This is a genomic window from Acinetobacter sp. M5A5_2a, from assembly GCF_053345265.1.
The window spans coordinates 1-20,498 of sequence record NZ_JBKEZV010000009.1 but is presented as its reverse complement, the minus strand read 5'-3'; the positions used below and the strand labels follow the sequence as shown (position 1 = coordinate 20,498).

The 20,498-nt window shown below is 39.9% G+C and carries 20 protein-coding genes and 1 pseudogene; 7 read left to right on the top strand and 14 right to left on the bottom strand.

The genetic code is table 11. The features are described 5' to 3' along the window. Positions 1-3 precede the first annotated feature (3 nt). Genes ACLBWE_RS12220 through paaA form a run of 8 tightly spaced genes read right to left on the bottom strand, consistent with a single transcriptional unit; the run spans position 4 to position 6,749 of the window. On the bottom strand, positions 4-1,542 hold the full coding sequence (locus ACLBWE_RS12220; protein WP_447603148.1) for a 3-hydroxyacyl-CoA dehydrogenase: 1,539 nt from the start codon (positions 1,540-1,542) through the stop codon (positions 4-6). A 2-nt stretch (positions 1,543-1,544) separates the two neighbouring features. After that, on the bottom strand, positions 1,545-2,336 hold the full coding sequence (paaG, locus tag ACLBWE_RS12215; RefSeq protein ID WP_202743823.1) for a 2-(1,2-epoxy-1,2-dihydrophenyl)acetyl-CoA isomerase PaaG: 792 nt from the start codon (positions 2,334-2,336) through the stop codon (positions 1,545-1,547). Beyond that, positions 2,336-3,109, bottom strand: coding sequence for an enoyl-CoA hydratase-related protein (locus tag ACLBWE_RS12210; RefSeq protein ID WP_447603145.1), 774 nt, complete (start codon positions 3,107-3,109; stop codon positions 2,336-2,338). The genes paaG and ACLBWE_RS12210 overlap by 1 nt, the downstream gene beginning before the upstream one ends. A gap of 9 nt (positions 3,110-3,118) precedes the next feature. After that, positions 3,119-4,180: a 1,2-phenylacetyl-CoA epoxidase subunit PaaE gene (gene paaE / locus ACLBWE_RS12205; protein WP_045435801.1), complete on the bottom strand. Its 1,062-nt coding sequence runs from the start codon at positions 4,178-4,180 to the stop codon at positions 3,119-3,121. A 23-nt stretch (positions 4,181-4,203) separates the two neighbouring features. Continuing rightward, the gene (gene paaD, locus ACLBWE_RS12200; protein ID WP_447603143.1) at positions 4,204-4,704 is read right to left on the bottom strand and encodes a 1,2-phenylacetyl-CoA epoxidase subunit PaaD; all 501 of its coding nucleotides are present in this window, start codon (positions 4,702-4,704) and stop codon (positions 4,204-4,206) included. A gap of 16 nt (positions 4,705-4,720) precedes the next feature. Next, positions 4,721-5,476, bottom strand: coding sequence for a 1,2-phenylacetyl-CoA epoxidase subunit PaaC (gene paaC, locus ACLBWE_RS12195; protein ID WP_447603141.1), 756 nt, complete (start codon positions 5,474-5,476; stop codon positions 4,721-4,723). Between the two features lie 11 nt (positions 5,477-5,487). Then, positions 5,488-5,778, bottom strand: coding sequence for a 1,2-phenylacetyl-CoA epoxidase subunit PaaB (paaB, locus tag ACLBWE_RS12190; protein ID WP_004642197.1), 291 nt, complete (start codon positions 5,776-5,778; stop codon positions 5,488-5,490). A 32-nt stretch (positions 5,779-5,810) separates the two neighbouring features. Next, on the bottom strand, positions 5,811-6,749 hold the full coding sequence (gene paaA, locus ACLBWE_RS12185; RefSeq protein WP_005041608.1) for a 1,2-phenylacetyl-CoA epoxidase subunit PaaA: 939 nt from the start codon (positions 6,747-6,749) through the stop codon (positions 5,811-5,813). A 264-nt stretch (positions 6,750-7,013) separates the two neighbouring features. Between paaA and paaZ the strand changes: the two genes are divergently transcribed. After that, positions 7,014-9,116 carry a phenylacetic acid degradation bifunctional protein PaaZ gene (gene paaZ, locus ACLBWE_RS12180; protein ID WP_447603138.1) on the top strand — a complete coding sequence of 701 codons (2,103 nt, stop codon included), beginning with the start codon at positions 7,014-7,016 and terminating at the stop codon, positions 9,114-9,116. Positions 9,117-9,236: 120 nt separating this feature from the next. On the opposite strand, the gene ACLBWE_RS12175 is transcribed toward paaZ, so the two are convergent. After that, positions 9,237-10,427, bottom strand: coding sequence for an MFS transporter (locus tag ACLBWE_RS12175; protein ID WP_447603136.1), 1,191 nt, complete (start codon positions 10,425-10,427; stop codon positions 9,237-9,239). Between the two features lie 103 nt (positions 10,428-10,530). Here ACLBWE_RS12175 and ACLBWE_RS12170 point away from each other — a divergent pair, with 103 nt between their 5' ends. The 5 genes from ACLBWE_RS12170 to ACLBWE_RS12150 all read left to right on the top strand — a co-directional run bounded on the left by ACLBWE_RS12170 (position 10,531) and on the right by ACLBWE_RS12150 (position 16,469). Next, the gene (locus tag ACLBWE_RS12170) at positions 10,531-11,442 is read left to right on the top strand and encodes a LysR family transcriptional regulator (RefSeq protein ID WP_045435816.1); all 912 of its coding nucleotides are present in this window, start codon (positions 10,531-10,533) and stop codon (positions 11,440-11,442) included. A 273-nt stretch (positions 11,443-11,715) separates the two neighbouring features. Continuing rightward, positions 11,716-14,355, top strand: a complete 2,640-nt coding sequence (mutS, locus tag ACLBWE_RS12165; RefSeq protein WP_003650856.1) for a DNA mismatch repair protein MutS — start codon at positions 11,716-11,718, stop codon at positions 14,353-14,355. Positions 14,356-14,416: 61 nt separating this feature from the next. Then, positions 14,417-14,947, top strand: a complete 531-nt coding sequence (locus tag ACLBWE_RS12160; protein WP_447603133.1) for a GNAT family N-acetyltransferase — start codon at positions 14,417-14,419, stop codon at positions 14,945-14,947. Between the two features lie 344 nt (positions 14,948-15,291). Next, positions 15,292-15,615 (top strand): ferredoxin FdxA, encoded by a 324-nt coding sequence (gene fdxA, locus ACLBWE_RS12155; RefSeq protein ID WP_003650851.1) that lies wholly within the window; start codon positions 15,292-15,294, stop codon positions 15,613-15,615. 131 nt (positions 15,616-15,746) lie between these two features. Further along, on the top strand, positions 15,747-16,469 hold the full coding sequence (locus ACLBWE_RS12150) for a peptidase M15 (protein ID WP_348950545.1): 723 nt from the start codon (positions 15,747-15,749) through the stop codon (positions 16,467-16,469). A 45-nt stretch (positions 16,470-16,514) separates the two neighbouring features. Here ACLBWE_RS12150 and ACLBWE_RS12145 read toward each other — a convergent pair whose 3' ends face one another. Further along, a complete protein-coding gene (locus ACLBWE_RS12145) occupies positions 16,515-16,961 on the bottom strand; it encodes a GNAT family N-acetyltransferase (protein ID WP_447603130.1) in 447 nt (148 codons plus the stop codon). Between the two features lie 199 nt (positions 16,962-17,160). Here ACLBWE_RS12145 and ACLBWE_RS12140 point away from each other — a divergent pair, with 199 nt between their 5' ends. Further along, on the top strand, positions 17,161-17,829 hold the full coding sequence (locus ACLBWE_RS12140) for an O-methyltransferase (RefSeq protein WP_347018596.1): 669 nt from the start codon (positions 17,161-17,163) through the stop codon (positions 17,827-17,829). 116 nt (positions 17,830-17,945) lie between these two features. Here ACLBWE_RS12140 and ACLBWE_RS12135 read toward each other — a convergent pair whose 3' ends face one another. The 4 genes and pseudogenes from ACLBWE_RS12135 to ACLBWE_RS12120 form a co-directional block, all read right to left on the bottom strand. Continuing rightward, positions 17,946-18,788, bottom strand: coding sequence for a universal stress protein (locus tag ACLBWE_RS12135; RefSeq protein WP_045435836.1), 843 nt, complete (start codon positions 18,786-18,788; stop codon positions 17,946-17,948). 155 nt (positions 18,789-18,943) lie between these two features. After that, positions 18,944-19,555 (bottom strand): chloramphenicol acetyltransferase CAT, encoded by a 612-nt coding sequence (locus tag ACLBWE_RS12130; RefSeq protein ID WP_004642188.1) that lies wholly within the window; start codon positions 19,553-19,555, stop codon positions 18,944-18,946. Then, complete coding sequence (locus ACLBWE_RS12125) at positions 19,548-20,147, bottom strand: IMPACT family protein (protein WP_447603128.1); 600 nt, start codon at positions 20,145-20,147, stop codon at positions 19,548-19,550. Before ACLBWE_RS12125 ends, ACLBWE_RS12130 begins: the two co-directional genes overlap by 8 nt. 92 nt (positions 20,148-20,239) lie before the next feature. Continuing rightward, a pseudogene (locus ACLBWE_RS12120) lies at positions 20,240-20,498 on the bottom strand (secretion protein HlyD); the annotation flags it as partial.

Genomic DNA, 20,498 nt, shown 5'->3' with positions numbered 1-20,498 from the left:
TGATTATGCAAATTCGGTCATATCACGTGAATATTGAGTAGCAATGTTTTGAGTTTTTGCTACATATTGCTTGAGGTAGATACTCGCGCGATATTTATCCTCTCCATACAGTGCATATAAGTTATTTAAGGTTTGGAGCACATAAGCACCGCCCATTTGTGTCAACCACTGGTAAGGACCCTTAGGATAATTCACTCCATATTTCATGGCATTATCAATATCTTCCAGACTCGCAACACCATGTAAACTTGCTTCGCAGGCTTCATTAATGAGTAAAGCGATGGTGCGTAAGGTTAACAGTGCTGGATGGTCCTTAATCCACATAACGCTCATGCCAAATTGCGCAAAGTAAGCTTCAACTTTAGCCAGATCACTTGCTTCACAGAGCTCGTTATGACTGAGTACTAAAGCCTGCGCCTGTTCAAAATCATGATGCCAATCCATCAAAACCACTTTACGGCTCAGGTAATGAATATTGGCTGACTCACCTTGGCTCAAACGTAAATCGATATCATCAATTTGAAGGATATTGTCATCACTTGCAGATCCGCTTTTTAAACCTAAACGCGTTAAAAAAGCAGGTAGCTGAGACCAGACACCTTTTAGCTGAGTATGTGCATCAACTGGCTTGGCAATTACAGCTTGAGGCTGAAATGTTTCGTACTGATTTTTTTCGTTATAGCGATAAAAACCTTGTTTTGACTTACGGCCCCAAGCTCCTGCATCGACCAATTCTTTTTGAATCAAGCTTGGACGATAGCGTGGTTCGTAAAAAAATTCTTGATAAACGCTTTGGGTCACCGAAAAGTTAACATCTTGACCAATGAGGTCTGTAAGTTCACACGGCCCCATCGCGAAACCGCCGCATTGCTTTAAGGCATAGTCTAGTTGGTCGTAGCTGGTGACTTGTTCTTGCAGTGCTCTAAAGCCTTCTGCATAAAACGGACGTGCAATTCGGTTAACGATAAAACCAGGAGTCGACTTGGTGAGTACTGGAATTTTTTTCCAGCTCAACATTAAGTTTTTTAAAGCCAAACATAAGCTGTTTGGTGTTTTTAAACCTTGTACAATTTCAACCAGTTTCATGACTGGCGCAGGGTTAAAAAAGTGTAAACCCACCACGCGCTCAGGGTGAGCAATGCCAGCCGAAATTGCAGTCACTGAAATTGAAGATGTATTGCTTGCAAAAATGGTTTGCGCACTACAAATCTCAGCGAGTTGTTTAAATAAAGACTGTTTAACTTCTTTTTTTTCAACGACCGCTTCAATAACCAAGTCAGCATCACGCAGTGCTTCAACCTGATTGACTACAGTTAAACGCGCTAAGGCTTCTTCAGCTTGCTGTTGAGTAAGCTTGTTCTTTTCGACCAGCTTTTTAAAAGTTTGCCCCAAGCCCTCAACGGCTTGTTGCGCTTTTTGAGCATCTAGGTCATATAAAATGGTCGAGTGCCCATTGACGATGGCTAACTGGGCAATACCGATGCCCATGGTGCCAGAACCAATGACGGCAATTCGGGCACGAGATAAGTCTAAATCTGTCATGCTTAGCGCCCTTTAAAATTTGGTTCACGTTTATTCATAAAGGCTTGCACACCTTCACGATAATCTTCTGAACGACCCGCAATACGTTGTAAATCACGCTCTAACAGCACTTGCTCATCAAAGGTGTTGTTGCTTGATTGATGAATGGCTTTTTTAATAAGAGATAGACCAAAAGTAGGCTGTTTCGCTAAACGTTCAGCCAGTTCAGTGACTTTTGTTTTAAGCTCGGCGTCTTCTACAACATCCCAAATCATGCCCCATTCTTTTGCGGTTTCTGCTGGGAGCTTGTCACCCAACAAAGTCAGCCCCATAGCTCGCGCATGGCCTACAGCACGTGGTAAAAACCATGTACCCGCAGAGTCCGGAACCAAACCTAAGCGACAAAATGCTTGTACAAAGTTTGCCGATTTGGCTGCAATGACCAAATCACAAGCCAGTGCAATATTTGCCCCTGCACCTGCTGCCACGCCATTTACCGCGCAAATCACAGGCTTTGGCATATTTACAATCGTTTTAATGAGCGGGTTATAGTAAGTTTCAATGGAATATCCTAAATCTGGAGCTTCAGCATTTGGGTCAACTACACGGTCCCCTAAATCTTGCCCTGCACAAAAGCCACGGCCTTCACCACTAATCACAACACAGCGAACATCCGGATTTTTGCTCCACAGGTTTAAAACCTCAGCCACTTCACGGTGCATATCAACGTTAAAGCTATTCAGTGCTTTTGGGCGGTTAAATGTCAGGTAGCCAACACCATTTTTTTCTTCAGCAATAATATTTTGATAGTCCATCACTCACCTCTAAACACTGGCTTTCTTTTCTCAAAGAAAGCATTAATCCCTTCGTTTCGATCTTTTGTAGCCGCCAGCCAGACAAAGTTTTGACGTTCAAACTTGAGTCCCTGACTTAAAGTCGTTTCATGAATACTTTTAATTGACTGTTTAATCACGCGAATCGCTAAAGGCGCTTGTTTCGCAATTTTGGCTGCAAGTTGAATAGCATATTCAATGGTTAATTCAGTCGGTACAACCTGACTGCAAATACCATGTTGCTCTACTTGTTTCGCCGAAATCATCTCACCTGTCATTGCCCAGCGCATGGTGAGTTGTTGCCCAACCAAGCGCGCTAAACGCTGTGTTCCACCTGCACCCGGCAACATACCAAGGCCAATTTCAGGTAAAGCAAAACGGGCATTTTCACCGCAAATCACCATATCTGAATGCAAAACCAACTCAAACCCAGCACCTAAGGCATAGCCATTGACTGCGGTAATGAGCGGCTTACTAAACGCATCAATTTTTTGCCAAAGCTTCGGGCGAATATCGAGTTGCAAAGAAACCGCGTCCATAGCAGCCAACTCGCTAAGATCTGCCCCAGCTGCAAAACACTGAGCGTTACCCGTTAAAACTACCGCTTTAACTTCAGCGTTATGTTCAGCTTCTTCGAGCAACTCGCATAAACACTGCAATGTTGCATTGTTTAAAGCATTTCTTTTCTCTGGACGGTTTAGCGTTAATAACAAAACACCTTCTGCCGCTGTGTTGGCTTTAATCAACTCTTGCATAAGAGGCCTCTATTCATCAAAACTCAAACGAACATTTGAGCCTTTTGGCAAGGTCTGGCAACTGAGCACATAGCCTCTTTCGACTTCATCTTTTTCAAGACTATAGTTAAGGAACATATCCACTTCACCTGAAACAACTTTACAACGACAAGTCGCACACACCCCGCCTTTACAGGCATACGGTAAGTCAGCACCAGCACGTAAAGCAGCATCAAGAATACTTTCATCATCCTGAGCCACAGAAACAATCAGCTCACGACCATCTAAAATGATGTTTACTTTTTCCTCTTTACGGTTTGCATCAGCTTCAGCACTACGTTTACGGGCTTGCCCTGTATGGAAACGTTCAGTGTGAATTTTCTCTGCTGCAATCCCATAATTTGGTAACGTGCTTTCTACGGCATTCATCATTTCGTCTGGACCACAGGCAAAAACATGGTCAAAACTCGTTTCAAGTACATCAAAATCAAAAAGTTGTTTTAGCTTTTCTTCATCAATACGCCCGTTCATTAGTTCGCTGTCGTTGAACTCACGAGAAAAAATATTGATGAGTTGAAAACGTTCTTTGAACTGATCTTTCAAATCCATAATTTGCTCGGCAAACATGGTTTGTTTCCATGAACGATTGCCATAAAGCAACGTAAATTTAGCTTCAGGTTGTTCAAACAAAACTTGCTTAACAATCGACAAAATTGGGGTAATACCACTGCCCGCAGCAACGCCTAAATAGTTTTGCCCACCAGCCTTTGCTGCTTTTTGAAAAAACACGCCTTGTGGTGGCATCACTTCAAGCACATCACCCACTTTTAAATGGTCATTTGCCCAATGTGAAAATTGACCCTGATCAATTTTTTTAACAGCAATACTGATGTCTTCTTTTGCCGCATAGCTACAAATTGAATAACAACGGCGGATTTCACCAGCTTCAGTTAAATGGCGAATTGTTAAGTGTTGACCCGGTTGAAATTGAAATTGTTCTTGTTGTTCTGGTACAACGTCAAATGCAATACAAATTGCCTGATCGGTTTGAGGCGTAATACTTTTTACTTTTAATGGTACAAATTGGCTCATGGCTGATTTCCTTATCTAAAGACTTAAATACATTTGAAGTAATCAAAAGGCTCAAGACAGTCCTGACATTTATAAAGTGCTTTACAGGCGGTAGAACTAAACTCTGTTAACAGTCGGGTATGTCGGCTTTTACAACGTGGGCACTCTACGCCATCTTTTAAGTGAACATGCGTACCACATTGATGTGCCAACCCTTCAGGTGGCGCAATGCCATAGACTTGTAGTTTCTTTTTACCCGCCTCAGACATCCAGTCCGTAGTCCATGCTTCTGATAAATCGACCATCACTTTGACTGGGGTCAACGCTTCTGCGGTAAATGCCTCAACAATTTGCGCTTTCAACATATCTGTTGCTGGGCAACCGCTATATGTTGGCGTTAGACGAACTACAATTTCTTGTTGATCGTTAATCTCTACACCGCGAATCATGCCTAAATCCACAACAGATAAAACCGGAATTTCAGGGTCACTTACCGTTTGTAGAACATCCCAACATTGGTCGATGCAATGACGAATCATGTGCATGGCTCACCTCCTTGTCTTACCAGGTCATTCCCGGATAAGTTCTTTGAATACTTTGCATTTCAGCCAACAAATAACCTAAATGCTCAGTATGCAATCCTTGTTTCGCACCGCGGCGATAAGCCCCATTAACAGCAACTGTTAATTCAAAGCGCTTAAGCTCATCTGCAATGGTTTTGTCCCATTGTTCTTTTTCATTTGAAAAATCTGGAATCACACCTTGTGCGACTAATGCTTGTTCATCTGCATTGAGTTCAAATAATTCAGCAGTAAAGCGCCATAAATTATTTAATCCGTCTTGTACACGTTGATGCGCTTCATCTGTGCTTAAACTTAGACGCTCCATCCAGCTTGTCGAAAAACGGATGTGATACTTCACTTCTTTTAAAGATTTCACAGCAAGCGCACTTAATTCAGGAAGCGAGCTTTGGGTTAAAGCAGTAAATAAATGAAGATGGTAATGATCCATCAACCATTGGCGTACAATCGTTTGTGCAAAATCACCATTCGGTTGTTCGCACAACAATAGGTTTAAAAACTCACGCTCAGTACGGAAATAAGCGAGCTGATCTTCATCACGCTGAGCTTCATCATATTGACCTGCCAAAGTCAGAAAGTTTCTTGCCTGACCTAACAAGTCCAAACCGATATTTGCTAAAGCGATATCAACTTCAAGCTCTGGTGCATGCCCGCACCACTCAGCCAAACGCTGCGATAAAACCAGTTGACTATCGCCAATATGTAATAAGAATTTAGATAAAACTGAATGATTCATTTTCCAACCCCTTACATATGCTCAATGCCATCTGGAATATGGTAAAAAGTCGGATGACGGTAAACCTTATCTAGAGCAGGATCGAAAAATTCAGCTTTTTCATCTGGCTGTGAAGACTTAATGAGTTCTGAACGAATCACCCAAATGCTAATTCCTTCATTACGACGTGTATAAACATCGCGTGCATGTTGAAGTGCGATTTCATCATCTGGTGCTCTTAAGCTGCCTACATGACGGTGGCTTAAGCCTTGTTTACTACGGACAAATACTTCGTAGAGTGACCAGTTGTTTTTATCTTCCATTTTGATTTCCTCAAATTTTTCCATAAATCTTGTTAAGCCACTTTGTTCGCTTCAAGCTGTTGTTTTTTAGCGTAGACCACGGCTGCATCACGAACCCATTTGCCGTTTTCCCATGCTTTACGGCGCGCTTCGATACGCTCGTGATTACATGGTCCACGTCCAGCAATCACTTCATTAAATTCGTGCCAGTCGATCTCGCCAAACTCATAGTGGCCTGTTTCTTCATTAAACTTTAAATCTGGATCTGGTACTTCCAAGCCAAGCTGCAACACTTGCGGTACGGTGTTATCGACAAACTTTTGACGTAATTCATCATTACCAAAGCGTTTGACTTTCCACGCCAGACTTTGTGCGCTATTTGGAGAATGCTCATCACTTGGGCCAAACATCATGAGTGCAGGCCACCAATAGCGATTTACCGCATCTTGTGCCATTTGTTTTTGTTCTGGTGTACCGTTTGCCAAAGCCATCATCGCTTCAAAACCTTGACGTTGGTGGAAACTTTCTTCTTTACAAATACGTACCATTGCACGTGCATATGGCCCATACGAAGTACGGCAAAGTGCAACCTGATTTACAATCGCTGCCCCATCGACAAGCCAGCCAATCGCAGCAACATCTGCCCAAGTCAAAGTTGGATAGTTAAAGATTGATGAGTATTTCATTTTCCCATCAATCAACTTTTCCATCATGTCATCACGGTCAGCACCCAAAGTTTCTGCCGCGCTGTACAGATATAAACCATGCCCAGCTTCATCTTGTACTTTCGCCAACAAAACCGCTTTACGTTTTAAAGTTGGCGCACGAGTAATCCAGTTCCCTTCAGGCAACATACCTACAATTTCAGAATGGCCATGTTGCCCGATTTGACGAATCAATGTTTTGCGATAGGCATCGGGCATTTCATCCTTAGCCTCGATCGTAATGTCATTGGCAATATTTTGTTCAAATTTCTGGTAGTTGTTTTCCATTCTTTCATTCCCTGTAGGTATCACCCTTAAATCTATTTTTCGATACACCAAAAACAAAGTCAACCTATTTTTTAGTATCAAATTAAATCCGCCCACCAAAACCACATTAAACAATTGAAATAAATAAATATTAATCAAATGTAAAAAACTTTTTTACTTTTAAAAATCAAAATAAAGTTGACTTTTAGATAAATTAATCTGAAATTATGAATCATATTTTTGCAATTTTTATAATTGATGTATCACATAAAAAGGAGTTTGGTCATGCTTGAACAAGCACACCTAGAAGGAACCTCAACTGACACAGATTTGCAGCAGTCTGAGCATCAACTGCCTCACCTTGCTTCTTATGCCTATGGAACATGGCATTCGACGAGTGAAGAACTGCGTCCTGTTTTCCATGCCATTACAGGTGAAGCTATTTATGCCGTAAGTAGTCATGGCATTGATATGAAACGTGTTGTTCAATATGCCAAACAAAACGGCTCAGAACTGGCAAACTGGACATTCCACCAACGTGCAAATGCTTTAAAACAAATTGCTCAATATTTACTTGAGCGCAAGGAAGAGTTCTACAAACTTGCGTATGCAACAGGTGCAACTCGTAAAGATGCATGGATTGATATTGAAGGTGGTATCCAGACCTTATTTGCTTATTCAAGTCTAGTTCGCCGTGAACTCAATGATGAAAAAATTATTACTGAAGACAGCTGGATTCAATTATCTAAAAATGGCACTTTCGGCGCTAAACACATTTTAAGCCCTAAAGCGGGTGTTGCAGTTCATATCAATGCTTTTAACTTCCCAATTTGGGGAATGCTTGAAAAGATTGCACCAACTCTACTTGCTGGCGTGCCTTGTGTTGTTAAACCTGCAACCGATGGTTCTCAATTAACTCAAGCTGTTGTAAAAGCCATTGAAGAAGCACATGTGTTACCGAAGGGTTCACTACAACTAATTTGTGGTCAGACTTATGACCTGTTAGAGCATCTAGGCCCACAAGACTGCGTCACGTTTACAGGTTCTGCCTACACAGGCCAAAAACTACGTAACCATCCTCACCTCAATAAATATTCAATTCCATTTAGCATGGAAGCTGACTCAGTAAACAGCGCAATTTTAAGCCCTGAGGCAAATGAAGAAACTGTCGATTTGTTTGTGCGTGAAGTCTTCCGTGAAATGACGACAAAAGCAGGCCAAAAATGTACTGCAATTCGTCGTGCTTTCGTTCCAGAAAATTTGTTAGCGACAGTACAAGAGAAGCTAACTGCCAAACTTGCTAAAGTTGTGGTGGGCGACCCTCAAAAAGAAGAAACCACAATGGGTGCTTTAGCGAGCATTAAACAAAAACATGACGTTGCAGAAAAAGTTGCTGAACTCAGCAAAGATGCAAAAATTGTTTTTGGTGACAATGATTCCTTTAGATTTAATGCAGATCATCCTGAAAAAGGTGCTTTTTTCGCTCCAACTTTATTGTTATGCGAACAACCTTTGCAAGCGGCACATGTTCATACGACAGAAGCTTTCGGTCCAGTATGTACACTCATGCCATATCAAAACATTGAAGAATTGGCCGACCTTGTTTCACGTGGCGAAGGTAGCTTAGTGGCTTCAGTCGTTAAAAATAACGATGAGAATATCGAACAGATTATTCAAAAAATTGCGCCTTGGCATGGACGTGTGCATGTATTAGATGCAGAGTCAGCAAAAGAAAGTACAGGACATGGTTCACCACTTCCGCATTTAGTACACGGTGGTCCTGGTCGTGCAGGTGGCGGTGAAGAGTTAGGTGGTATTCGTGCTGTTAAACACTATATGCAGCGCACAGCAATTCAAGGTTCTCCAAATAGTCTAACGCAAATTACTCATTCATGGACTGCTGGCTCTAAGGTCAACGAAGACCGTGTACATCCATTTAAAAAGTCGTTTGATGAGTTAGTCATTGGTGAACGTTTATTAACGGCGCGTCGCACCGTAAGTGAAGCAGATATTGTCAATTTTGCTGGTTTAAGTGGTGATTACTTCTATGCACATACCGACAAAATTGCAGCTGCCGAGTCTTTCTTTGGAGAGCGTGTTGCACATGGATATTTCATTGTTTCTGCCGCAGCAGGTTTGTTTGTAGATGCAGCGCAAGGTCCAGTTATTGCCAATTACGGTATGGACAACTTACGCTTTGTTGAACCAGTTAAAATTGGTGACTCGATTCAAGTTGAATTGACCTGTAAGCAAAAAACACCTAAACCACAAAAAGACCCGTCTCAACCTGCGCATGGGGTTGTGGTGTGGGATATTAAAGTCAAAAACCAACGTGGTGAACTTGTCGCAACTTACGACATTTTAACTTTAGTTGCTCGTGATTTATAAATAGAACTCAAACTGATGGATAGCCAATATCCATCAGTTTTTTATTTTACATAGGCATTAAACTTACACTACAAGAAATGTCGTCACCCTTTTAATGTACCGAAAATAACAACTTTAGAGTTATGTTGGATGAAAACGTTTAGCCAGTTTCTTTCGCATAATAATAACGAGAATTGGGAATCCTGCTGCGGAAATTGCACATATCATCAGTAACTTGTTTACATTTTGTGGTGTCATATCATGATCAGGTAATAGAAAAGCAGACAGAAAAAATGCGATGGTTGTTATCAGATACATGATTGATGTCTGTAATGAAGAGAATCCAGCTCGTTGCCTATCATCAGGAAACTGAATCGAAACCACCGAAGATGACACCAAACGACTGTAAGATGCGCCTAGAAATAAAGTAATAAATAACGTCGCATGCTGATAGCCTAGAATTGGTATCAGCAAACTCAATATAAAGACGATGGTAGAACATGTAGCCAGTATCAAAGCAGAAAAACGGGAGGTTAACGCCCCTGTGATTTTTGTAGACAGATAACCTATAACCCCCCCGCTAAAGAAGAGCCAAGGCAGTAGATCTTGCGAAGCGCCCAACTGCTGTATCATTAATGGCGCCAGAATAGGAATAACCAGCATAGGACTAAACTGTACAAGCGCATTACTGGAAGCGAACAGTAAAGTATTCATATCGAGAGGCAGCGCACGGAGCGTGTCTAAAGAGACTGGGTCTTTAGGTATGATGGATACAATCAATGGCAACGCTACTGCACACAAGGCACTTATTAGCCACAAAGCCACATGCCAACCATAATGTGTGCACAGAAATAATATCGTGGGCATTCCCACAATGCTTACTATCGAAAATGACGCAATCACCGTCGCCATCATTCTTCCGCGCAAGTTAGGCGGCACGTTGTTTATCAATATACTTATACCCACACCCATGGTCGTACCACCAACCAACCCTGCACAAAATCGTAGTGCGAGCAGAAGATTAAAACTGGATGTGAATGTAGTTAATAGTGTTAGTAAGCCTAACAGCACCATATTAGCGATTAAAAATTTTTTCTTATTGAAATGACCAATCCAGTAAAAGGCAATAACTCCCGAAAGGACCGCACCAAGTGTGTACATACCCGACACATAGCCTGAGAACGATACAGGCACTGCGAAATCTGTTGCCATAAAAACAAAAACAGGGTTGAACACCATATATTCCAGTGCATTCGTGAACTGAACAAAAGCAATTACAATGGCTATCCGCATGAGAGATTTATGATTAAATGTCTGCGTGACCGGAGGCATAGCAAGCAACCTATGGATGAAAGATATCCAAGTTTAACTACTATCAATGGTGTTTATTATATAGTAGAAATGGCACTTATTATTATCAAATATGGGATAATTGATGCGTCCAGCTCTGGATTTTAATACCCTGAAAGTGTTTATTGCTGTGGTTGAAAGAGAAAGTTTTGTTGGGGCATCGAAAATCCTTGAAATGCCGACATCAAATGTTAGTCGCTGTATTTCTCAGTTAGAAGAAAAACTGGATCTTCAGCTCATTGAGCGTAGCACCCGACATATGAAACTCACTCAGGCGGGGCAGCTACTCTATACTAGAGCAAAGCCATTACTGGAGGCGCTTGAGCAAACTGAGACAGAGTTAACGTTGCGGCAAATGCAACTCAAGGGCCCATTACGTATCTGTATTCCCAATGAAATAGGTCCTGCATTGCTGGGTTCTGTTATTGCCAATTTCGCCTTTCAGTACCCAGACCTAGAGATCAGCTGTATCACAAATTTGTCAGGTTTCGAATCTCTGCGTGATGATCTGGATTTAGCTATCATTATTACCCGCGGTCAGATGGATAACAGTGACTACATCGCCCGTCATTTGGTGACTATCCCTTGCACCATTGTTGCAGCCCCCTCCGTCATTCAGCGTTATGGTACCCCCACTCATATCCAGCAATTTGAAGAATTACCCTGTATTACAACGGTAAGTGCACTCAAAGGTGCTCCCTGGCAATTTGTGAATAAAAAGGGGGAATTCGAGACCATCAAAGTTAAAGGGCATTATCGAGTAAACAGCGGAGAAATGGCAGGACAAGCTGCGATATCAGGTGTCGGTTTTGCAATTCTATCCAAACAAGCCTGCCAACCATACATTAGCGATGGACGGTTAATCGAGGTTGAGTTTGAACAATCGGCAGCTCCATTGCAATTGTTCGCACTTTATTCAAATCGCCGTTACTTACCCGCTAAAACAAGAGCGCTTATTGATTTCATACAGCAGAAATTGAGTGATAGTTTGAGCTAATAAGGCCACTTTCTTTTTGCTATTTATTTCCTCGCTCATTTTAGGAATCTTTTTTGTCAATCACTCTCAATTTGTTAAGATAGCAACCGTGAAAAATTAAGTTAAGTTCTCACACACTGTTAACTCAATATTGACACTAAAAAAGGTACACTAGAAAGGTATACTTTTTTCTTAGACTAAGTCAGATTTACACAGAAGTTGTTAGAATTGGTTCGATAACCAGACTTTCAAAGTTAACTTATTTATTATTGATTTTTTAAGGGTTTAATACGCATGAATAGCGCTGAAATCATGGCTGACTTATCTTCTCATACACCTATGATGCAGCAATATCTCAAAGTCAAAACGGACTATCAACATGCGTTGCTGTTTTACCGTATGGGTGACTTTTATGAACTCTTCTTTGAAGATGCTCATTTAGCAGCCAAACTTTTAGGCATCACCTTAACCCATCGTGGTAAAGCGAGTGGGCGGCCTATTCCAATGGCGGGTGTTCCCTATCACGCGGCAGAAGGTTATCTTGCACGTCTTGTCAAAGCTGGACGCACTGTAGCCATTTGCGAACAAGTTGGAGAAGTGACAGGTAAAGGTCCGGTTGATCGTAAAGTTGTTCGTATTCTTACTCCGGGTACGTTAACTGATGATGCATTACTCAGCAGTTATCAATCATCTAACCTAGTCTCTTTATGCATACATCAAAATCAGATTGGTTTTGCTTTACTCGACTTAAGTGCAGGCATTTTTAAAGTTCAACAACAAGATTACAAGCCAGAACAGTTGCCTATTGAACTTGCGCGTTTAATGCCAAGTGAAATTTTGATTGATGAAGACTTGGTCGATACGAATATTATCGAACAAATTAAAAAGCACTTAGATTGCCCCGTTACCAAACGTCCGAATGTAGACTTCAATCAAAATAATGCACAAAAAACCTTATGTGACCAGTTTACGGTATCAACGCTTTCAGGTTTTGGTTTAGATCCATTACCTTTAGCCAAAGCTGCTGCCGCTGCACTCATTCACTATGCAAAAGAAACTCAAAAAACTGCATTACCGCATATTCGTTCAATTCAACTTGAACAAAGCACAGACTTTATTGCGCTTGACCCAATCACACGTCGTAACTTAGAAATTATTGAACCGTTATTTGAACATGGAACATCATTATTCCAACTGGTGAATGATTGCCAAACTGCAATGGGCGGACGTTTATTAAGCCGTACACTCATGCAACCGGTTCGTGATACCGCATTACTCGATGCTCGTTTAGATGCCATTGAGCAACTCATTCAGGGATATCATGAAAGCCCAGTTCGTTTGGTCCTTAAAGAAATTGGTGATATTGAGCGTGTGCTTAGTCGTGTTGCACTGGGGAGTGCGCGACCACGTGATTTAGTACAACTTCGTCATGCATGTGCACAAATTCCAGCGTTAAGAACAGCATTAACTCCAGTTATTCAAGCGAAAAAATCCAAACTATTAGTTCAACTTGATCAAGAGCTTGGTGATTTTAAAGCACTTCATCAACATTTGATGGCAGCCATTGTTGAAAACCCTCCTGTATTACTTCGTGATGGCAATGTAATTGCAGAAGGATATGATGCAGACCTCGATGAATTACGCCAAATTCGCGATCACGCAGGTCAATTCCTCATTGATTTAGAAATTAAAGAGCGTGAACGTACTGGCATTAATACCCTTAAAATCGGTTATAACCGTGTAAGTGGTTACTACATTGAACTCACTCGTGCTCAAGCAGAGCAAGCTCCAGCTGACTATATTCGTCGCCAGACTTTAAAAAATGCTGAACGCTACATTACCCCTGAGTTAAAAAGTTTTGAAGATAAAGTCCTATCGAGCGAGTCGCGTGCATTAGCACGTGAAAAAGCATTATTTGAAGCTTTACTTGAAAACCTTCGTGAAAATATTGCTCATCTCCAAATGATGAGTTCAGCAATTGCTCAAATTGATGTGGTTGCTAACTTTGCTCATCAAGCACGCTTAAACAATTGGGCGCGTCCTGAATTTACACCAGAAACGGGCATTAAAATTCAGGCAGGCCGTCACCCTGTAGTTGAAGCATTAAATAAAGCACCATTTACACCAAATGATACTTTTCTTGATAGCCAACATCGCATGGCAATTATTACTGGCCCAAACATGGGCGGTAAATCAACATTCATGCGTCAAACGGCATTAATTAGTTTATTGGCTTACTGCGGCAGTTATATTCCAGCCAAAGCAGCCAAACTCGGTCCAATCGATCGTATTTTCACTCGTATTGGTTCAGCCGACGATTTATCTACAGGCAAATCGACCTTTATGGTTGAAATGACAGAAACTTCTCAAATTCTGCATCATGCGACTAATCAATCGCTTGTTCTGATGGATGAAGTTGGCCGCGGAACCAGTACCTATGATGGCTTGTCTTTAGCATGGGCATGCGTGGTTGATTTAACCAAACGCGTAAAATGTTTATGTCTATTTGCAACCCATTATTTCGAGTTGACTGAACTTGGTGGTGAAGCAGGAATTGATAACTACCATGTCACGGCACAAGAGCTGAATGGCAACCTGATTTTATTACATAAAGTTCAGCAAGGTCCTGCAAGTCAAAGTCATGGTTTACAGGTCGCAAAATTAGCAGGTATTCCTGCCAATGTGATTAAAGAAGCTCAAAAACGTTTACGTATTTTAGAGAAACAGCAGCAGCAACATCTACAAACGAGCTTTCAAAATGATTTGTTTGCGCCACCAGATGCGAACGCTGGTTCACAAATCATAGAGAAAGTTGTTGAGATAGAGGTTTCATCCCCTGCTCTAGATTTACTTAAGCAAATTGAAGTCGATAACTTATCGCCTCGTCAGGCACTTGAGCAGCTCTACGAGTTAAAAGCTGCACTAAAATCCTAATAAATCACGTCTGAATAAGCAGGCTTAGGTCTGCTTATTCATATCGGAGCATAATATTTATATGATTTTAAGATCTTTGCAAATTTCAGAAATTGATCTTATTTGGCAGCAGATTAGCCGCCGTGAATTAATCACTCAAATGTATATTCAAAACCAACAACACTTAGAATTGGTTGATTGTTTTTTTGATGTCCAACATTGGGACTCATATCATTTAGAAAATGACCCACCCAAACTAAAACAACTCTATGAGCAAGGTGCTCTATTTATCGGTGCATTTGATGCCGCAGAAAAACTGGTTGGTGTGAGTGTGGTGTCAAATCAAATTATAGCTGACTACCCTAACGCTAAATTACTACACTATTTCTATGTCGATGCAGACCAACAAGGTAAAGGCATTGGTGCCAAACTTATGCAAGCTGCAAAAGAGTCCGCCAAACAACTCGGTGCAAATCAACTGTATATTTCAGCAACCCCAAGTCGACGTACTGTAGATTTCTATATCAAGCATGGCGCACAACCGTTAAGTGTCCCAGATCAACAACTTTGGCAATTAGAACCTGAAGATATCCATTTGCTCTGTACCCTTTAGTTCTACAGATTTAAGTGATTTTCAACAAAAAAAACAGAAAATCAAAATTTGTAAAAGAAAAATGAGAAATTAAGACATTTAATAAAATTGATGGCTTGACTTAAATGACATCTGAATATTTAAAGGAAATATTTTTTAAGTAATTGTTTTATAAAATATATTATTATTTTAATTTTATAGATTAACACATCTTAAGGATGGAAGATCCGTTTGATTATCAACGTATTAACTTATCTTCATATGCATGAATAAAGAATATCAATAAAAGCAATTGTTTGTTTACCCCTTTTTTGCCTAAAATAAGCTATTCGAAATGAAACCATATTTTTTAGGTAGCTGTCGCCATGACCTTTGTTGTCACTGAAAATTGTATTAAATGTAAATACCAAGATTGCGTAGAAGTTTGTCCTGTAGACTGTTTTTACGAAGGTCCGAATTTCCTAGTGATCAATCCGGATGAATGTATTGACTGTGCATTATGTGAACCAGAGTGCCCGGCAAATGCAATTTTCTCTGAAGATGAGTTACCAGAAGGTCAAGAAGTGTTTATTGAGCTCAATGCCGACCTTTCTCAAAAATGGCCTAACATTACTCAAATTGGTGATCAACCAGCTGACCGTGAAGAATGGAATGGCAAACCTGATAAATTACAATATCTTGAAAAGTAATTTCAAAAAAGATCAGCAACCGCTGATCTTTTTTTATACCCTATTCAAACATTTCATTGCAAATTCCTCGTAATTTGTGCACTGTTTTGCATTAAAATAGCCGCAATATTTATAAGTGCTTAATTTTTCTTATGCGGAAGTTTTTGCAGAGTATGGTGCCCTTATGCATAATCCCAGCGGTTATGGTAGGTTGTGTCAGCTCTCCCCAACACACAACAACAGGCAAAACCTCTCCAAGTGGTAAACGAATCTTTATTCCACAAGAGCGCGTTATTATCGAGCGCCCGATTCCCCCTAAAGTTGAGCCTACATCTTATCGAAGCTGGTTAGGTTCGAGTGAAAATTACGAACGTGTTCGTGAATACGAAAAATTCTTAACCCGAAATAATGTTGCGGGCATTGTGCCAAGTTTTGAGTTATTACGTTCAGCACGCGATTGGCAAAAATGTGGGCGCTCAGAATATGCTGTGCCTAATCGCGAACTTTGGGGAAATTCTTTATCGACCCTTCGCGTATTTAAATATTTAGTTGCGTCAAAAGTTCTAACAGACTTTGAAGTAACCTCGGTTTACCGAGATTTACCTTTAAATGAATGTGCTGGTGGCGCAAGCTCTTCTAAGCATTTATTTAACTCTGCAATTGATTTCCGTATTGGTCCTGAGTTCCCTCAAGCTCAAGATTATGCATTTATTGAAAATACCAAATTTAAACTCTGTCAATTCTGGGCTCAGCATGGTCAAAGCTTAAATATGGGTATTGGTTTATATAGCTCCGGACAAATTCATATTGATACTCAAGGCTATCGTACTTGGGGACCTGATTTAACTCGAAGCAGTTCGATGTGTAATTTTTAAATTAAAAAACTCCTTTCAATCGAAAGGAGTTTTCACTTAAACCCATTACAAACGTTTGGCTAAAGAGATGAGTTTTGAGCGGTTTTTAAAACCATGCTTTTTATAAAAATCTTCGGAAATAGATGCTCTTAACGTGTGCAGAACAATAGTTTCTATATTATTTTCTCTCCACTTTCCTTCTATATACTTTAAAAGCTTAGAGCCAACTCCTTTTCCCTGATATTGGGGATGAATAAAAAAATCATCTAGATAATAACGAAGTCCTTGTATAGTGGGATGAATATGCCCCATTCCCACACCAATTAATTGGTTTCCCCATTTTGCACAAAAGCCAAAAGAAGAGGAATATTGAAAATATCTCTCAAAATATTTTCTAATTGGTTCTAAATCATCAAACTGCTCATTCCATGGCTCATTACTAAAAGCTGAACAATAAACCTCAATACCCTCTTCAAAATCTACACTTGTGAAAGCACACAACGTAATTCTCATTTATACATCCCTAACTACACATTGATAAAAATAAGCAAGAAATGAACCTTTTTTATACTCCTTGTTTAATTTGGGTTGGTAACTCAGAAAAAGTAATTTGCTCATTCAATAATCAACCAAAATTTCTTCAAACGAAGATTTTTGCACTCTAGGCATAAACGTTTAAAATACCCCTATCAACATATAGGTAAATTTGATTATGCAGCAGATGTGGACAGACATTGACGAATATATCGATTCACATTTAATTCCCGAAGACCCGCGACTCGAATATGCATTAAAAAATACCGACGAACACGGCTTCTCAAATCATCTTGCAGTGGCGCCTAACCAAGGAATGTTCTTGCAGATGCTTATTCAAATGAATAAATGCAAACGAGTTTTAGAAATTGGAACCTTTGCTGCATACAGTACAATTTGGTTAGGCCGTGCGTTACCTGAAGATGGTTATTTACTGACAATAGAAGGCCGTGACACTCACGCAGAAATGGCACAAAAAAATATCGACCATGCAAATCTTCCTGTAAAAGTTGAACTTAAAACTGGTCGTGCAGCAGATATTCTTTCTGAGATTAATCCTCAATCTATCGAGCCGTTTGATTTTATTTTCATTGATGCAGATAAACAGGGATATCCGGAATATTTAGAATTGAGCCTGAAATTTTCCAGATCAGGTACAATTATTGTGCTTGATAATGTGATTCGCGCAGGTGATATTTTAAATCCAGATAATAAAAAACCAAGTATTGAAGGCATCCGTGAAATGTTTAAAGCCCTCGAAAACCATCCACAAATCTTGTCTTGTACGGCATTACAAACGGTTGGCTCAAAAGGCCATGATGGCTTCGCAATTGCAATTGTGAAATAATGGTTAAAAAATCGTCTTTTTTATTTTATTATTTATAATCAATAAATTACTTTTATTACAGTTGCTTTTCCATATAGTTATCCACAAGATTTGCGGATAACTATATGCAAATCTTATTATTTAGCTACCAACAATGGCACAGTCGCGTTTCGGAATATGGTTGTAGCAATACTACCCAAGAAGAACTGATGAATTTTGCTATGACTAAATGCTCCTAGCACAATAATTTGAATACCATGTTCTTGTTGGTACTCTAAAATATTTTGTGCAACATCACCATAGCGATATACGGTCACTACATCTATACCCGCTTGTTTAAGGTAATGCTCAGGTTCATTGAGTACTTCTGGATGATCGCCAACATAAACCAAATGACATTGCAGTGTTCGCAATAAATCACTTTGAGCAATGCGGCGCATCATTTTTTGACAAGTTGGTGAATATTCATAGGCGAAAATAAATCGTGTCGGTATTTTAAAGTTTTCACCAATAGTCAAAACAGTACAGTTGGCTCCACGAATAAAGTTTTCAACATTACTACCAATTGGTTTCTGTTTTTCGGCAGCTCTTTCCCCGACTCGACCTAAAATTACGATGTCATTTTCATGCAAGAGATTAAAACTTTGCTCTAAAAAATCACCTTTTTCTTGAATTTTTGAACAAGTAATATCGTGTTTTTCTTTAATAAGATCAGAAATATGACGAAGTAAATTATTGCTATAGTCTAAAGCGAGTTCACTTTGTTTTTGTTCCAGCTCAGCTAACTCTTTTAGCAGCATTGCATTGCTTTCAAAGCCAATTACTCCACTAATTTCACCAAGATGATAACTTGCAGGGTAATAGTCTAGAATTTGTAATAATACAAGTTCTCGTCCGGTTGCTTTAGCAACCCATGCTGCTGCATCGGCAATAGCATTAATACACGGTGATGAGTCAATACACGCAATAACACGGTTCATGTCAGCCTCTCTTCTTCAGGTCTTTTGCCTTGGAGATTATTCTTAAAACTTAGCTTTAACTTAACATAGATAAAAATTCGTATGTTAAGGTTTATGTATAAAAATCAACTTTTTTGTTTAAAGATCAAACATCTTATTACATTCTTGAGACTGAATTATTCCCTTAAACGAATAAATTTTGCGGGGTTGCCACCTACAATATGGTACGGTTCCACATCTTTGGTCACCATACTATTCATGCCCACTACAGCATGCTTACCTATTTTAATACCATCTTTAATACCCACATGTGCACCCAACCAAACGTCCTGCTCAATTTCAATTCCTTTGGAGGTGACAGGTTGCTGGTAAAGTGGACGATCTAACTGCATACCATGATCAAATGCATATAAGTGGCAATATGCAGCAATACGGACCTGATCATGCAACTTTATGCCAGCTCGTCCCCCATCTAAAATACAATGATGATTTATCGCGACCTCATTACCAATTTCAAGGGGCCCATGCAAACTGCAATCTGCTGCAATAAAACAATTATCACCAATAATAATTTTTCGTCCCGGTTCAGCAAAAATGTGAGCTAAGGGCGAGATAAAACAGTTTTTACCAATCTCAACTGTTTCCATCTCCATCAAATAAGCCTGATATTCTTGTTGCCACTCTTCGGCCCAAGCACGATTTTTAGGTTTTAAAGTCCAATATAACCATGGCATATAATTTAAACGGTGCTTATGTTGTTCCCGATATTTGAGTAAGGAATCAGTCATCATTCAATTCCTCTTCAATTTTTAATTCTTCACGACCACGCGTTACATCTCTTAGTTTTAAGGCAAGTGGCTCAATTTGATGTATTTGTAGTCTTGCTTCGATATCCACGCCCGTTGCAGTATAGGTTTCCTGATATTCAATTTGTTGTTGAGTAAGCTCATATTGAAATATGGCCCACTCATTAAAGTGGCAGGAAAAATAAATCGTTTTCTTTGCAATAAGTTCAATACGCTCAGTCAATAGCAAACATTGCCCAGCACAACCACCATATGCTCTGACAAGACCGCCTGTACCTAGCTTTATTCCACCATACCAGCGGTTAACCATCACAATGATATTCGTCAGGTCATTCCCTTCAATGGTTGCCAAGATTGGACGACCTGCTGTTCCTGAGGGTTCTCCATCATCGTTAAAGCGCACGTTATGCCCAATTTTCCATGCCCAGCATTGATGAGTTGTCGAGATATCTTTGTTTTGTTCTAAAAATTCTTTAACCTGCTGTTCATTTTCTACTGGTGCAGCGATAGCCTGAAATCTACTTTTTTTAATTTCTTCTTCAAATGTAATGGGTGATGCAATCGTAAAAGCCATAAATTAAATAAAGCATAATAAAAATCAAATTATAACGTGAATTTAATAGAATCAAACCCATAAAAAAAGCCCCGAATCTCGGGGCTTTTTTATTATCTTTCTCGTAACGCTTCTTTGGCTTTATTGAATGGTTTAAGTAAGTAATCCAGTACCGTCTTTTCACCCGTACGAATATCTACAGTTGCCACCATACCCGGTGTAATTCCGAAAGCTTTACCTTCTTTATTATAAAGCTTGTCTGAATCGGTTCGAATATAAACACGATAATAGAATTGATCTTGTTTAACTTCATCACGAATTGTGTCTGGGGAAATAACCGTAACCTTACCTTTTAACCCCCCATAAATTGAG